Raw genomic sequence first — 14,458 nt, 5'->3', positions numbered from 1 at the left:
CCCGAAGCCCTACGTCTGGACCAAGACCGCCGACGAGATCCTCGAACGCCTCGCCGGATATCTGAAGCGAATTCCAGACTCAGGACACTAGGGCGTGTTTCATCATTCGCGTCGGATCAGCGCGCGGCTCCCCCAGCCTTCGGCCGGGAGGTACCCCCATTACGCGCCCGGCTGAGCGTGCCGGCGAAGCGTCCTCGTACTGGGTGTACTTGGACGTTTCGCCGGTGCGGTCAGGCGGGATGCCCGGCGTCGCGCGCCCGGCGGGAATGATGAAACACGCCCTAGATCTGCTCCGGCCGGGGGTGGCCGGTCAGGCCCAGGTAGTGGCCGAGTCGGGCGGCCGCGTCGAGCATGGCCAGGCCCTGGGTGGTGAGCCTGCGCTGCCAGCCGTCGAGGGCGTCGGCCAGGGAGGCCGTGCCGCCTGCCGTCCGCACCTGTCGGAGCACGGTGGCGATGTGGTCCAGCGGGTAGCCGCCGCGCCGGAGCAGGTGGGCGAGTTCGGCGTCGCGGATGTCGTCGGCGCGGAAGACGCGGTGCCCGGTGGCCTGGTCCCGGGCGGGGGTGAGGATGCCTGCGCCCTCCCAGTTGCGTACGGTCGCCGGGGTGACGCCGAGCCGGTGGGCGAGTTCGCCGATGCTCAGGACGGCGCCGTCCACCGCGGGCGCCGCCGACGGGCCCGCCGCAAGATCCGCCGCAATGTCCCGTGCCGCAAGGTCTCGCGCCGTGTCGGGCCGCGCCGCAAGGTCCCGCGCCGCAAGGTGGTGCATGGCCTTCCGCACCGCGTCCAGGGTGTCCCGGTCGCGGAGCAGTTGGCCGTGGCCGCGGTCGATGGCCGTCAGGGCGTCGTCGAGCCCGCCCCGGTGGAGCGCGGTCATGATCCGGCCGCCGGTCGCGTGGCCGTACGCCGCGACGAGGGAGCGGTAGGCGTCGAGCGCGGCCGCGTGCACCTCGGTGTAGATCCGGTAGCCGCTGGCGGTGCGTTCGGCGGGCGGGAGGAAGCCGTCCCGCTCGTAGTTGCGTACGGCCTGGGCCGAGAGGCCGTGCCCGCGGGCGAGGTCGGAGGGGCGCATGGTGGTCACCGGTTTGAGGCTTCAGCGGAGGGTCGGGCGGTCGGAGCAGGAAAAGTCTCAACCGTTCTTTGAAGGATACGCTTGAGGACCATGAGTCAGGACTTGCGAGACCTCGTCCCTTCGCCGTGCGCACTGCTGGCGCTCGGTGAACCCACCCACCGGGAACCGGCCTTCGCGCGGATCCGCAACGAGCTGTTCGCCCAGCTGGTCGACCGGGGATTCCGGTCGATCGCCCTCGAAACCGACCGGGTGGCCGCGCTCGCCGTGAACGACTTCGTCCAGGAGGGGGTGGGCACCCTCGACTCGGTGATGGGCGAGGGCTTCTCCCACGGCTTCGGAGAGCTGGACGGCAACCGGCGGCTGGTCGCCTGGATGCGCGAGTACAACCGGAGCCGGCCGCCGGCGGACCGTCTGGCCTTCCACGGCTTCGACGCGCAGACGGAGAACACCAGCGCACCCAGCCCGCGGCGCTACCTCGAACACGCCCGCGACTACCTCGGGCTCGACCTCGACCTCGCCGGCCTGGTCGGCGACGACCAGCGCTGGAGCCGCCCCGAGGCGGTCCTGGACCCGGAGATGTCGCCCGGCGCCTCCGCCGAGGCGGAGAAGCTGCGGACGATCGCCGACGACCTGCTCACCCTGCTGTACGCGCGGGCCCCGGAACTGGTCGCGGCGACCTCGCGCGCCGAGTGGCGCAGGGCCAGGACGCATCTCACCGCCGGCCTCGGCCTGCTCCGCTACCACCGGCAGTCGGCCGAGCGCCTGGAGCCGGGCGCCCGGCTGTCCGGCCTCCTCGGCACCCGGGACGTGCTCATGGCCCAGAACCTCCTCGACATCCGCAGCGGCGAGGCCCGCCGAGGGGGAACCCTCGTCTTCGCCCACAACCTCCACCTGCAACGGCAGCCGAGCACCATGCGGTTGGCGGACCTGGACCTGGCCTGGAGCGGCGCCGGCGCCATCCTGGACTCCCTGGACGAGCCGTACACCTTCGTCCCCGGCAGCCTGGGGCGCAGCGCGGCCGTCGGGCTCCAGGAGCCCGAGCCGGACACCCGCGAGGGCGCGCTCCAGCGCGGGGCCGCCACCTGGGGACTGGTCGAGCCCGGTGCGGCCGCCGGCGGCCGGACGCGCACCGACACCACGCCTGAGCAGGGCTACTTCCCGCTCGACCGGGCTGTCCTCGACGGGGCCGACGCGATTCTGCACATCGGCGACGGCACCGCCGCCGCCGCGTCCTGACGGGGCACCGCCGCCACGCTCTGACGTGACGTCACCACCGCCGTCGCGCTGACACGGCGGCCTGCGGAGGGCGGACCCCCGGCAGCGTCAGGTACGGGCCCCCGGGCCCGGATAGGACGTCCGCAAGTGGCCCAGGAGCGCGGCCGTGGGCGGCGCGATGGGGCGGCCGGTCGGCCAGGCCAGCGCGATCCGCACCAGCGGGACGGGGTCGGTGAGCGGCCGGATCCGCAGCCCGGCGGCGGGCGGCGGATCCGGCAGCACGGCCACGCCCAGCCCGTGCGCGGCGAGTTCGGCCAGCTGCGGCGGGGCGGCCGCCTCGACCGCGACCGTGGGGCGCGCCCCGGCCGCGGCCAGGGCCTGCTCCAGCGCCGTCCGCAGGCCGGTGCCGCGCGGGGTGCTCACCAGGGCGTGCCCGGCCAGCGCGGCGACCGGCAGGGGCCCGTCCGGTCCGCCGGCCAGCGGGTGGTGCCCGGTGAAGGCGGCGACCAGCGGGGCTTCCAGCACGGTGTGCAGGGCGAGCCCGGCCAGCGTCCGCCAGCCGTCGTCGTCGTCCCGTCCGCTGGCGGCGGTGGGCAGGCCGATCACGGCGAGGTCCAAGTGCCCCTCGCGCAGCGCGCCGAGCATCCGCGCGGTACCGTCCTCGGCCAGCGAGAGGTCGATGCCCGGGTGGTCGCGGCGGAACGCGGCGAGCGTGGTGGCGAGTCCGGGGAGGTCGTCCGCCCCGGCCGGCGGGACAGGGCCCAGGGCTGCCCCGGAGACCAGCCCGAGCCGGACGTGCCCGCGCCGCAGCCCGCCGAAGTCCTGCGCCGTCTGCCGCGCCGCCGCGGCGGAGGCGAGCGCCGCCCGCGCGTGCGGGAGCACCGCCTCGCCGACCGGGGTGAGCCGGACGCCGCGCCCGCTGCGGTCCAGCAGCCGGTGGCCCAACTCCTTCTCCAGCTGCCGGATCTGGGCGCTCACCCCGGGCTGGGTGAGGTGCAGCAGCTCGGCGGCGCGGGTGAAACTGCCCTGCTGGGCCACGGTGACGAAGTACTGGAGCTGCCGGAGTTCCATAACTTCTGATGATAGGTGGAAGAACTCCCCGGTCTTGGACGTACGGAGGGCCCCGGCCGCAGGCTGGAGGCATGGAAACCGTGCAGCACGACCAGGGCGTCGACTGGGTCCGCGAACAGATCGCGGCCGAACGCCGGGAACTCGCCGAGGTGTTCACCACCTTCACCCGGGACCAGTGGAACTCCCCGTCGCTGTGCGCCGGTTGGCGCGTCCGCGAGGTCGCCGCCCATATGAGCACCGGCTTTCGCTACTCCACGGCCCGCAACCTTGCGGACCTCATGCGGGCCGGCGGCTCCCTCCACCGGATGACCGACCGGGTGGCCCGCCGCGACGCCGCCGCCCTCACCGACCGCCAACTCGCCGCCGCCCTCGCCGACCACGCCGAACACCCCTGGCGCCCCCCGGTCGGCGGCCGGATCGCCGCCCTCGGCCACGACGTCGTCCACGGCCTCGACATCACGACCGCGCTCGGCCTGCCCTCGCGCCTCCCGCTGCCTCGGGTCACCGCCCTGCTCGCCACCGTCTCCCGCCGCAGCCTGCGCTTCTTCGGCGCCCGACTCGACGGCGTCCACCTGCGGGCCACGGACACAGGCTGGGCGTACGGCGAGGGCCCGGCCGTGGTGGAGGGCCGGGCCGAACACCTCCTGCTGCTCGCCTACGGGCGCCGCCTGCCGCCCGGCCTGGTCACCGGCCCGGGCGCGGGGCGGTTCACCCTGGACGGGTAGCGGGCGCGGCCGCTCTCGGGTGTCCGGCCGTCGGCGAGAGCGCCGTGCAGGTACCGAAGCAGGTCGCCAGGCTGACCCACGGCCCCCGACCCCGGCTCCCGACCCCGCGAGGCGCCGCCGCGCGCTTCGCTCCCCGCGGCGCAGCCGGGGGCGCGCGGGGGTGAGCAGGGGTGGCTAGGATCGGAATCGCATATTCCGGATAGGCGGTGAGACGGGAAGCAAGGTCTCCGATGGCCCCGAGGTCCGAGCAGTGGCCGCCGTACGTGCGGTTCGCGCCGTGGTTGCTGATCGTCGGCGGGCTCGTCTGGAACTCCCTGGATCCCACCGACTACTGGGGCGACCCGCTCCTGGCGGCCGCCGCCGTCCTGACCGGCGCGCTGCTGACCTTGCGGGACACCCTCGCGGTGGGCGTCGCCAATGTGACCGGCATCCTCGTGCTGGCCGTGCGGGACGGCTCGATCGGCACCCAGGACGGCTACCTGGAGCTGGTGAACACGGCCTTCGCCGCGCTGCTCGGCGTCTGGGTCAACCGCGTCGTCGCCCGGCACGGGGAGCGGCTGGCGCAGGTGCGGTCGGTGGCCGAGGCCGCCCAGCGGGCGGTGCTGCCCGAGCCGCCCGCGCGGGTGGGCCGGCTGTCGGTCGCCGCCTGCTACCGGGCGGCGCAGACCGAGGCACTGATCGGCGGCGACGCGTACGCGCTGCAGGCGACCCCGTACGGCGTACGGGTGCTGATCGCGGACGTACGGGGCAAGGGGCTGCAGGCGGTCGGCGCGGTGTCGGTGCTGCTCGGCGCGTTCCGGGAGGACGCCCACCGCGCGCCGGACCTCGCGGCGCTGGCCGACGGGTTGGAGCGGGCGCTCGCCCGGGAGAGCGCGCTGTTGGCCGAGGAGGTGCGGCTGGAGGGGTTCATCACGGCACTGCTGGTCGAGTTCCCGCCGGGTGAGGACGTCGTGCGCACGCTCGACTGCGGGCACCCGGGGCCGTACCTCCTGGGCGGCCCGGACGCGGTGCGCCGGTTGGACGCCGCCGACCCGGGGCTGCCGCTCGGGATGGGCTCGCTGGGCGTGGCCCGGCCGGTGCCGCAGACCCGGCCGTTCCCGCCGGGGTGCACGCTGCTGCTGGTGACCGACGGGGTGACGGAGGCCCGGGACGCGGCCGGGGAGTTCTACGATCCGCTGCTCGCCCTGGGCCCGCTCGGCCCGTTCGACGGCCCCCAGGAGGCCGTCGACGCGCTGGTGGCGGACGTGGAGCGGTGGACGGGCGGGCCGCGGGACGACGACATGGCGGTGCTGGCGGTGACCTGCCGGGAGGCGGACTGAGCGGCGGGGCCCGGTCCGGCCCGTCCGGCGGCGCGGGTGCTTCTTCCCACGGCCTCCTGCGGCGCGGCCGATATCACGATCAGGTGACGGACAGTCAGTGTTTTGCATGATCCAGCCAAGTTGAGTGACGGCGTCCGGTGGCCGGAATGCGAATGCCCGCATAGCGGACGGCGAATTGGACGTGCGGGGCCCGTGGTGTGCCGGGTGGCCGCGCGAGTGGTCCGCCCCTGGTCGGCGGCCTGCGCGGACGTCCCGGCGGGAGCGTGTTCGGCCGTATGGGGGCCGTAAGGGCGGGTCGCGGGAGTGGCGCGATAGGGCCGACCCGTGGTTCGTCCGGAAACGGACGCGATGCTTGCCCAGTAGCGAAGTGGTGACCGAAAGTCGCACTGATGAACGAGACGCCAAGCCCCCGCCGCGACCGACTGCTCGGCCACCGCGACTTCCGACTCCTGCTCACCGGAGCCGCGACGGCCCAGACGGGCAGTCAGGTGACTCTGGTCGCGCTCCCGTTGGTGGCGGTGGTGGTGCTCGATGCCACACCCTTCGAGGTCGGCCTGCTGACCGCCGCCGAGACCGCCGCGTTCCTGCTGGTCGGCCTGCCGGCCGGCGCCTGGCTGGACCGGATGCGCAAGCTTCCGGTGCTGATCCGCGCCGACGTGGTGCGCTGCCTCGCCGTCGGGTCGATCCCGCCGGCCGCCGCGCTCGGCGTGCTGACCATGGCCCAGCTCTACCTGGTGGCGCTGGTCACCGGGGTGGCGACGGTCTTCTTCGACGTCGCCCACCAGTCCTTCCTGCCGTCCGTCCTGCCGCGCGAGCAACTGGTCGGGGGCAACGGCGCGATCGAGACGGTCCGCTCCTCGGCGCAGATCGTCGGGCCCGGGCTCGGCGGCGGCCTGGTCCAGCTGCTCGGCGCGTCGCTCGCCATCGTGGCCGACGCCGTCGGCTACCTCGCCTCCGCCCTGCTGCTCGCCCGGATCCGGGTCGAGGAGCCCCAACCGGAGCCGGCGACCGGACGGTCGCTGCGCGCCGAGGTCGCCGAGGGCGTGCGCTTCGTGCTCGGACACCCCCTGCTGCGGGCGATCGCCACCGCGACCGCCGTGTCCAACCTGTTCGCCGCCGTGCTGGCGGCCGTGCAGACGGTGTTCTGGGTGCGGGTGCTCGACCTGGCGCCGGGCGCCATCGGCCTGCTGCTGTCGGCCTCCGCCGTCGGCGGCCTGGCCGGGGCGCTGTGCGCGGGGCGGCTGGCGGCGTGGCTCGGCCAGGCCCGGCTGATCTGGCTCGCCACCGTGGTGACGGCGCCGTTCGCGCTGCTGTGGCCGCTGTCCGGCCGGGGTGCGGGCGTGGTGCTGTTCGGGATCGCCTCGGCGGTGGTGCTGTTCGGCGCGGTGGCCTACAACGTCGCCCAGGTGAGCTTCCGGCAGAGCCTGTGCCCGCCGGAGCTGCTCGGCCGGATGAACGCCACCATGCGCTTCCTGGTCTGGGGCACGCTGCCGATCGGCGCGCTCGTCGGCGGCACCGTCGCCGACGCGGCCGGACCGCGCGCCGCGCTGTGGCTGTGCGCGGCGGGCTTCCTGCTCGTCCCGGTGCCGCTGCTGCTGTCGCCGCTGCGCCGGCTGCGGGACCTCCCGGCCGAAACCGCCGCCACGGCCGGGGAGGAGCCCGTCGCGAGCCCCGCCGCCTGACGCACCCGGCCGCCCGACGAGCCCCGCCGCCTGACGTCCGAACCGAACCGAGACCGGAAACCGGAGACCGTTCCGTGCACGCCAGCATCACCGCCGCCTACCTCGCCCGGTACCGTTCCGCCGCCGCCGACTCCCCGACGGACCTGCTCCCGCTCACCGGCGCCCAGCGGCGCTTCCTGATCACCCGCAGGCTCGCGCCGCAGGGCCGGCCCGAGGTCGTCCCGCTGTTCCACGCCTACCCGGGCGGCACCCTCGACCTGCCCCGGCTGGCCCGCGCCGCCGCCGCCACCGCCGCCCGGCACCCGGCGCTGTGCGGCGGCTTCGGGACGGTGCGCGGCACGCCCGTCCTGCGGGTCGGCGCCCCCTCGGCCGAGGCCGCCCGGATCGCCGTCCCGCCCGGCGGCACCGCCGGGTCCGCCCTGCGCGAGGCCCTGCTGGACTGGCCCGCCGACGGGCCCGCGCTGCGCCTGCTGGTGGCCCGGGAGCCGGACGGCGAGGAGGAGCTGCTCGCCCTCGCGGTGGACCACGCGGCCTGCGACGAGCAGTCGCTCGGCATCCTGACCGCCGACCTCACCGACGCCTACGCCCGGGACGACCACGCCCAGGAGGCCGTCGCCGCCCCCGACCAGGACGCCCTGGCGGCCTACCGGGAGGCCGTCGAACGGCAACTGGCCGCCGAGGACGCCGCCGGCGGCCCCGCCGCACAGGCCCACTGGGGCCGCCGGCTCGGCGGCGTCACCGGGACGGGCGGGGGAGCGGCCGGCTCCACCGGCATGCTCAGCCACCGGCTGCCCGCCGCCGAGGGGGCCGCCCGCACCGCCTTCTTCCCCGCCCTGCTGGACGCCACCGCGGCCGCCGCCCACCGGCTGCACCGGACCGACGGGCAGCTCGCCCTCGGCTACCCGTGGGGCGGCCGCCCGCCCGGCGCGCCCGCCGCGCTCGGCTGCTTCCTCAACACCCTGGTGCACCCCGCCGTACCCGGCGCGGCCACCGCCCTGGAGGACCTCGCCGACGCCTGGTGGGACGACCTCGACCACGCCGACACCCCGTTCGACGAGGTGGTCCGGGCCGCCCGCACCGCCGGCGCCCCGTGGACGGGCGCCCTGGACGGCATGCTCACCCTGGAGGACCTGCACCGCCGCCCGTCGCTGGTGTTCGGCGGCGTGCCCGGCCGGGAGATCCACCTGGCCGGGCGGCCGCTCGCCGCGCCGTTCGCGGTCGCCGCCTCGCACGGCGACGACCTGCTGGTGCGCCTCGCCTGGGACCGCGAGCGGTTCCCCGAGGACGCCGCCACCGCCGCCTTCGACGACCTGCTCGCCACGCTGCGCCGCCACCTGCGGACGGCCTGACCCGCCCGGCCCGACCCCGCGCCGGACACCTGATCCGGACACCTGATCCGGACGCCTGATCCGGACGCCTGATCCGGACCCGACCCGAAGCCGCCCCGGCCCCGACCCGAAGCCGTACCGGACCCGCACCGGACGTCCGCATCAGGACGCCCGCCCCGGACGCCTGACCCGCCCCGGACCGAAGCCGCCACCGAATCCCCACACCGACCGCCGGGCCGTGCCACCACCCCGGCGCGCCCGGAACCAGGGCCGGGCCATCCACGCCCGCCCCGTCACCGCAGGGCCAACACGCCCACCACACAAGGGAGTCACCGATGTTTGCGCTCTCCTCCTCGCAGGAGATCGTCTGGCTGCACGAGCAGATGCTGCCCGGCAGTCGTGCGTACAACTTCACCGCCGTGCTCGACCTCTGGGGCACCCTCGACGAGGACGCGCTGCACGCCGGACTGGCCGCCGTCCTCGCCCACCACCCGGGCCTGCGCCTGGAACTGGTCCCCCGCCCGGAGGGCCTGCCGGGCCAGCGGGTCGCCGAGCACTGCGAACCGACACTGCGCCGCAGCGACTTCGCCGCCGAGGCCGACCCGGACGCGGCCTTCCGCGAGCTGCTGGCCGCCGAGGCCGAGGAGCCGGTGGACACCGAGCAGGCGCCGGTGCTGCGCTGGCACCTGGTGCGCCTCGGCACGGACCACCACCGGCTGATCCACGTCGAGCACCACCTCGTCCACGACGGCCACTCCTTCGCGATCCTGCTGCGCGACCTGTTCACCGTCTACCGCGCCCACGTCCTCGGCGAGCCCTACCAGCTGCCCGAGGCGCCCTCGTACGAGCAGCACGCCCGTACGGCCGTCGACCCGGACGCCCGCGAGCGCGCGCTCGCCTTCTGGCTGCGGGAGCTGGCCGACGCCCCGCGCGAGGTCACCCTGCCCGGGCTGGCCAACCCCGCCGCGGTGCGCCGCCACCGCGGCGGCCAGATGCGCCAGGCGATCGGCGCCGACCTGGCCGAGCGGCTGCGCACCCGCAGCAAGGAGGACGGGCACACCCCGTTCAGCACCCTGCTCACGCTCTTCGCCGAACTGCTGCGCCGGCACTCCGGGCACCGCGAACTCGTCGTCGGCACCGCCGTCGGCAACCGCCCTGAGGGCTTCGAGGGCACCGTCGGCATGTTCGTGAACACCGTGCCGCTGCACCTGCGACTGGACCCGTCCGCCCCCGGCACCGAGGCCGTCGACGAGGTGACCGACGTCCTGCTGCGCGCGCTGCCCTACCAGGACCTGCCCGTCCAGGAGCTGACCCGCCGGCTCGGCCTGCACACCGGCGGCGCCGACAACCCGCTGTTCAACGTGATGTTCAGCGCGCACGACGCCGCGCTGCCGGACGTCCAGGCGCCCGGTCTCGAAGTCTCGCTGTACGAGGGCTTCAACACCGGCACCACCCGCTTCGACCTCGACCTGGTGCTGCTGCCGGACGACCGCCGGGTGGTCGGCGAGAAGCACGGCGGTGCCGGGATGACCCTGGTCTGGGACTACGACGCCGACCTCTTCGGCGAGGCCGAGGCCACCCTGCTGGCCGACCGCCTGCTCCAGCTGCTGCGCTGCTACCTCGACCGGCCCGAGGCCACGCTGGCCGCGCTCGACCCCGCCCCGGCCGCCGAACCCGCCACCGCCGTCGCCCGGGCCGGTCTCGACCCGGCCGCCGCCCACGACCCCACGGCGATCGCGATGATCGCCGGCACCGAGCGCCTCAGCTACGGCGAGCTCGACCGCCGCGTCACCCAACTGGCCGAACGCCTGCGCGCCGCCGGCGTCACCCCCGGCCAGCCGGTCGCCGCCGTGCTGCCGCGCGGCGTGGACAGCGTCGTCGCCCTGCTCGCCTGCCTGCGGTACGGCGCCGTGTACGCGCCGCTGTCCGCCGAGGACCCGGCCGCCCGGCTCGGCCTGCTGCTGGACCGGCTGGCCCCGGCCCTGGTGCTGGCCACCCGGCAGAGCGCCCTCGCCCTGCCCGCCGACGGCGTCACCCCCGCGCTGCTGGACGGCCCGGCCTTCCCCAAGGCCGAGCCCGCCGCAGTGGTGGACGGCGCCGCCTACCTGATCCACACCTCCGGCTCCACCGGCGTGCCCAAGCCCGTCCTGGTCGGCCGCGACGCGCTCGCCGGGTACGTCGCCGCGATCGCCGCCCGCTACGAACTGACCCCCGCCGACCGGGTGCTGCTGTTCGCCCGCCCGTCCTTCGACGTGGCGCTGGAGGAGGTGCTGCCCGCGCTCGCCGCCGGCGCCGCCCTGGTCGTGCCGCAGCGCGAGGTGCCCACCGGGCCCGAGCTCGTCGCCGTGCTCGCCGCCCGCGGCGTCACCGTCGCCAACCTGCCGACCAGCTACCTGCTCGCCGTCCGCGAGGACCTGCGCGAGGCGCTGCGCGACGGCCTCTGGGCGCCCCGGCTGCTCGTCCTCGGCGGCGAGCGCCTGCCCGCCCGCGCGCTGACCGGCCTGATCGAGGCCACCACCGTGCTGAACGCCTACGGCGTCACCGAGGCCACCGTCACCTCCACCGTGTACGAGGTCACCGCCGCCGACGTGGCCGAGGACGGCGAGATCCCGCTCGGCGCCGAACTGGACGGCGTGCGCCTGCACGTCCTGGACGAGGCGCTGCGCCCGCTCCCGGCCGGCTGCGTCGGCGAACTCGCCGTCAGCGGAGCCCTGTTGGCCGACGGCTACCTCGGCCTGCCGGAGCCGACCGCGGCCCGCTTCGTCACCGTGCCCGCCCTCGGCGGCGAGCGCGTCTACCGCACCGGCGACCGCGGCTACCGCGACCTGCGCGGCCGGCTGTGCTTCCTCGGCCGCGCCGACAACCAGGTCAAGCTCCGCGGTCACCGGATCGAACTGGAGGAGATCGAGGCTGCCGCCTCCGCCGAACTCGGCGGCCGCTCCTGCGCGGTGGTGCTGCACACCGACCCGCAGGCCGGCCCGCGCCTGATCGGCTTCCTGGAGGGCGCCGACCGCCCCGACCAGGCCGCCCTGCACGCCGCGCTCGCCCAGCGGCTGCCCGGCGGGCTCGTCCCCGCCACCTGGACGGCCGTCGAGACGATGCCCACCCTGCCCGGCGGCAAGCCCGACCGCGCCGCCCTCGCCCGGCTCGCCGACGAGGCCCCCGCCCAGGAGGCCGCCCCGGCCGCCGAGAGCGCCTTCGCCGACCCCGGCCAGGAACTGATCGCCGCCGCCTGGCGCGAGGTGCTCGGCCACGACCGCTTCACCGCCGAGTCCCACTTCTTCGAGGTCGGCGGCCACTCGCTGCTCGCCGCCCAGCTCGCCGCCTGGCTGGAGCCGCACCTCGGCAGCCGCCCGCCGCTGCGCACCCTGTTCCGCCACGCCGTCCTGGCCGACCAGGCCAGCGCCCTCACCGGCCAGCACCCCGGAAAGGCAGACCGCGCATGAGCGCCCCCTCCGCCGTCCTCGAAGACGCCCACCGCGAACTCGTCGACGCCTTCGAGAGCTTCGTCCGCCGCGAGCTCGTCCCGCTGGCCGCCGAACTGCCCGAGACCGCCGACGAGGTGCCCGCCGAACTGCGCGCCTACGTCCGCAAGCGCTCCGCCGCGCTCGGCTTCTACGCCGGCGACTACCCCGAGGAACTCGGCGGCGCCGACATGCCGTTCACCGCCGTCGTCCTGCTGCACCACGCCGCCGGGCGCAGCGGCTGCCCGCTCGCGCCGTACGCCCTGGCCGGCTCCGACGGCCCCAGCCCGCTGCTGCGGCACGGCACCCCCGAGCAGATCGAGCGCCACCTCGTGCCGCTGGTGCGCGGCGAGCAGACCCGCTGCCTCGCCCTCACCGAGCCGCACGCCGGCTCCGACGCGTTCCGCCTCACCACCACCGCCGTGCGCACCGCCGACGGCTGGGTGCTGAACGGCCGCAAGACCTTCGTCAGCAACGCCGACCGGGCCGGCCTGGTGCTCGTCGTCACCGCCACCGACCTCGGCGAGGGGGCCGGGCCCACCGCCGGCGCCACCGCCTTCGTCCTCCCGATCGACCAGCCCGGCCTGCGGATCGGCCAGCGCTACGAGGGCATGTCCGGCGAACCGCTGTTCGAGCTGCTGCTCGACCAGGTCACCGTCTCCACCGACGCCGTGATCGGCGGCGAGGAGGGCGTCGGCGCGGCCACCGCCCTCGCCATGGACAGCCTCTCCCGGGGCCGCCTGGTCGTCGCCGCGATGTGCAACGGCATCGCCGAGTACGCGCTGCGCATGGGCGTCGAGTACGCCCGCGAGCGGCGCGCCTTCGGCAAGGTGATCGGCGAGTACCAGCACATCCAGGAGCACCTGGTGGCCACCCGGGCCGAGGTGGAGTGCTCCAAGCTGCTCACCCTCGCCTGCGCCCGGCTGGTCGACGACGGCACCGAGGCGCCGGAGAACGCGGCGCTCGCCAAGCTCACCGCCTCCGAGACCGCCGTGCGCGCGGTGGACCGCTCGCTCCAGGTGCACGGCGCCACCGGCTGGGTGCGCGGCCACCCGCTGGAGTTCCTGTACCGCTACGTGCGGATGACCACGATCATCGAGGGGACCTCCGAGGTCCAGAAGGTGATCATCGCCCGCTCCATGGGCCTGAACTGACAGTCCGTCAACGATCTGTCAACAGCCTGTCAACGGCCTGAACCACCTGGAGACGATGATGGAAACCCTGAGCATCGAATACGGCCGCCCGCACCAGGACGGCGCGGTCCTCGACCTGTTCGCCACCTGGGTGCACCGGACCCCGGACGCGCCCGCCCTGATCGACGGCGCCCGCACCTACAGCTACGCCGAACTCGACCGCCTCGCCGACACCGTGGCCGCGGCGCTGCGCGACCGGATCCGCCCCGGCGACCTGGTCGGCGTCTGCCTCGGCCACTCCGCCGCCCTGGCCGCCGTCACCCTCGCCACCGCCAAGCTCGGCGCCGTCCACCTGCCGCTCGGCCCGCGCCCCGGCGAGCGCCGGCTCCAGGCCGTCGCCGAGCAGCTGCGGCCCGCCTGCCTGGTCGGCGACCCGGCCCGGCTTCCCCAGGGCGGCGAGCAGCTGGCGCTCGACCTGGACCCGACCACCGACGTGGTCGCCGCGTTCGTCCCCGGCGAGCAGGTCCACGTGCCCGCCGGCACCCACTACGCGGTGCTCACCTCCGGCTCGACCGGCACCCCCAAGGCCGTCGCCGTCGGCGAGCCCGCCCTCGGCGCGCTGCTCCACTGGTACCGCGAGCTGACCGGCCTCGGCCCCGGCGAGCGGCACAGCCTGCTGATCGGCGTGTCCTTCGACCCGCACGTCCTGGAGCTGTGGGCCACCCTCACCTCCGGCGCCGCGCTCACCCTCGCCCCCGAGGCCGTCCGCTGGGACCCGGGCGCGCTCACCGACTGGTGGCGCGAGGCCGGCGTCACCGTCAGCATCCTGCCCACCCCGCTCGCCGAGCCGATCCTGGCGCGCGCGTGGCCGGACGGGCTGGCGCTGCGCCACCTCACCATCGGCGGCGACCGGCTGCGCCGCGCCCCCGGCCCGGACGTCACCGCGGCCGTCCACAACGCCTACGGCCCCGCCGAGGCCACCGTCACCACCACCGTGCACACCATGGCGCCCGGCCTCGACCACGGCGCCGGCGCACCCCCGATCGGGCTGCCCGTCCCGGGCGCGGTCGTCCTGGTCACCGACGAGGACGGCCGGCCGGTGCCGCGCGGCCAGGCCGGCGAGCTGCGCATCGGCGGCCGGGGCCTGGCCGCCGGCTACCTCGACCCCGAGCTGACCGCCCGGCGCTTCGTCGGCGTGCCGCCCGGCGTGGACGGCATCGACCGGGTCTACCGCAGCGGCGACCGGGTGGTGATGGGCGCCGACGGCGTGCTGGAGTTCCACGGCCGGCTCGACGACCAGGTCAAGGTCAGCGGCGTCCGGGTCGAACCCGCCGAGGTCGAGGCCGCGTTCGAGCGCGACCCGCGGGTGCGCCGGGCCGTGGTGGCCGCGGCCCCGGCGCCGACCGGCGGCGTCCGGCTGCTCGCCTTCGTCCAGACCGTCGAGGGGCCCT

Annotated in this window: 10 protein-coding genes; 8 read left to right on the top strand and 2 right to left on the bottom strand. The window is 75.9% G+C overall.

Annotated elements, in window-relative coordinates; translation table 11 throughout:
• Positions 1-281: 281 nt before the first annotated feature.
• Complete coding sequence (locus ACFVX9_RS38720) at positions 282-1,070, bottom strand: TioE family transcriptional regulator (RefSeq protein WP_387986895.1); 789 nt, start codon at positions 1,068-1,070, stop codon at positions 282-284.
• 90 nt (positions 1,071-1,160) lie between these two features.
• Here ACFVX9_RS38720 and ACFVX9_RS38715 point away from each other — a divergent pair, with 90 nt between their 5' ends.
• A complete protein-coding gene (locus tag ACFVX9_RS38715; RefSeq protein WP_387986892.1) occupies positions 1,161-2,306 on the top strand; it encodes an erythromycin esterase family protein in 1,146 nt (381 codons plus the stop codon).
• A gap of 87 nt (positions 2,307-2,393) precedes the next feature.
• Here the strand turns inward: ACFVX9_RS38715 and ACFVX9_RS38710 are convergent, their stop codons facing one another.
• Complete coding sequence (locus ACFVX9_RS38710; RefSeq protein ID WP_380344746.1) at positions 2,394-3,356, bottom strand: LysR family transcriptional regulator; 963 nt, start codon at positions 3,354-3,356, stop codon at positions 2,394-2,396.
• A 71-nt stretch (positions 3,357-3,427) separates the two neighbouring features.
• On the opposite strand from ACFVX9_RS38710, the gene ACFVX9_RS38705 reads away from it, so the two are divergent.
• From ACFVX9_RS38705 to ACFVX9_RS38675, 7 genes are all read left to right on the top strand, one after another.
• Entirely contained in the window at positions 3,428-4,081 is a 654-nt protein-coding gene (locus tag ACFVX9_RS38705) for a maleylpyruvate isomerase family mycothiol-dependent enzyme (RefSeq protein ID WP_380344743.1), read from the top strand.
• Positions 4,082-4,311: 230 nt separating this feature from the next.
• A complete protein-coding gene (locus ACFVX9_RS38700) occupies positions 4,312-5,400 on the top strand; it encodes a PP2C family protein-serine/threonine phosphatase (protein ID WP_063350747.1) in 1,089 nt (362 codons plus the stop codon).
• Positions 5,401-5,789: 389 nt separating this feature from the next.
• Positions 5,790-7,082, top strand: coding sequence for an MFS transporter (locus ACFVX9_RS38695; protein WP_380344740.1), 1,293 nt, complete (start codon positions 5,790-5,792; stop codon positions 7,080-7,082).
• A 74-nt stretch (positions 7,083-7,156) separates the two neighbouring features.
• Entirely contained in the window at positions 7,157-8,431 is a 1,275-nt protein-coding gene (locus ACFVX9_RS38690; RefSeq protein ID WP_387986887.1) for a non-ribosomal peptide synthetase, read from the top strand.
• A gap of 314 nt (positions 8,432-8,745) precedes the next feature.
• Positions 8,746-11,856, top strand: a complete 3,111-nt coding sequence (locus tag ACFVX9_RS38685) for an amino acid adenylation domain-containing protein (protein WP_387986884.1) — start codon at positions 8,746-8,748, stop codon at positions 11,854-11,856.
• Positions 11,853-13,028 (top strand): acyl-CoA dehydrogenase family protein, encoded by a 1,176-nt coding sequence (locus tag ACFVX9_RS38680; protein ID WP_063350751.1) that lies wholly within the window; start codon positions 11,853-11,855, stop codon positions 13,026-13,028. Before ACFVX9_RS38685 ends, ACFVX9_RS38680 begins: the two co-directional genes overlap by 4 nt.
• 55 nt (positions 13,029-13,083) lie before the next feature.
• A partial coding sequence (locus ACFVX9_RS38675) for an AMP-binding protein (protein WP_387986881.1) occupies positions 13,084-14,458 on the top strand: 1,375 nt, incomplete at its 3' end.

The organism is Kitasatospora sp. NPDC058243 (assembly GCF_042882025.1).
Taxonomy (GTDB): Bacteria; Actinomycetota; Actinomycetes; order Streptomycetales; family Streptomycetaceae; genus Kitasatospora.
Note: the sequence above shows the minus strand (reverse complement) of the source record. Positions and strands in the feature narration are given on the sequence as shown.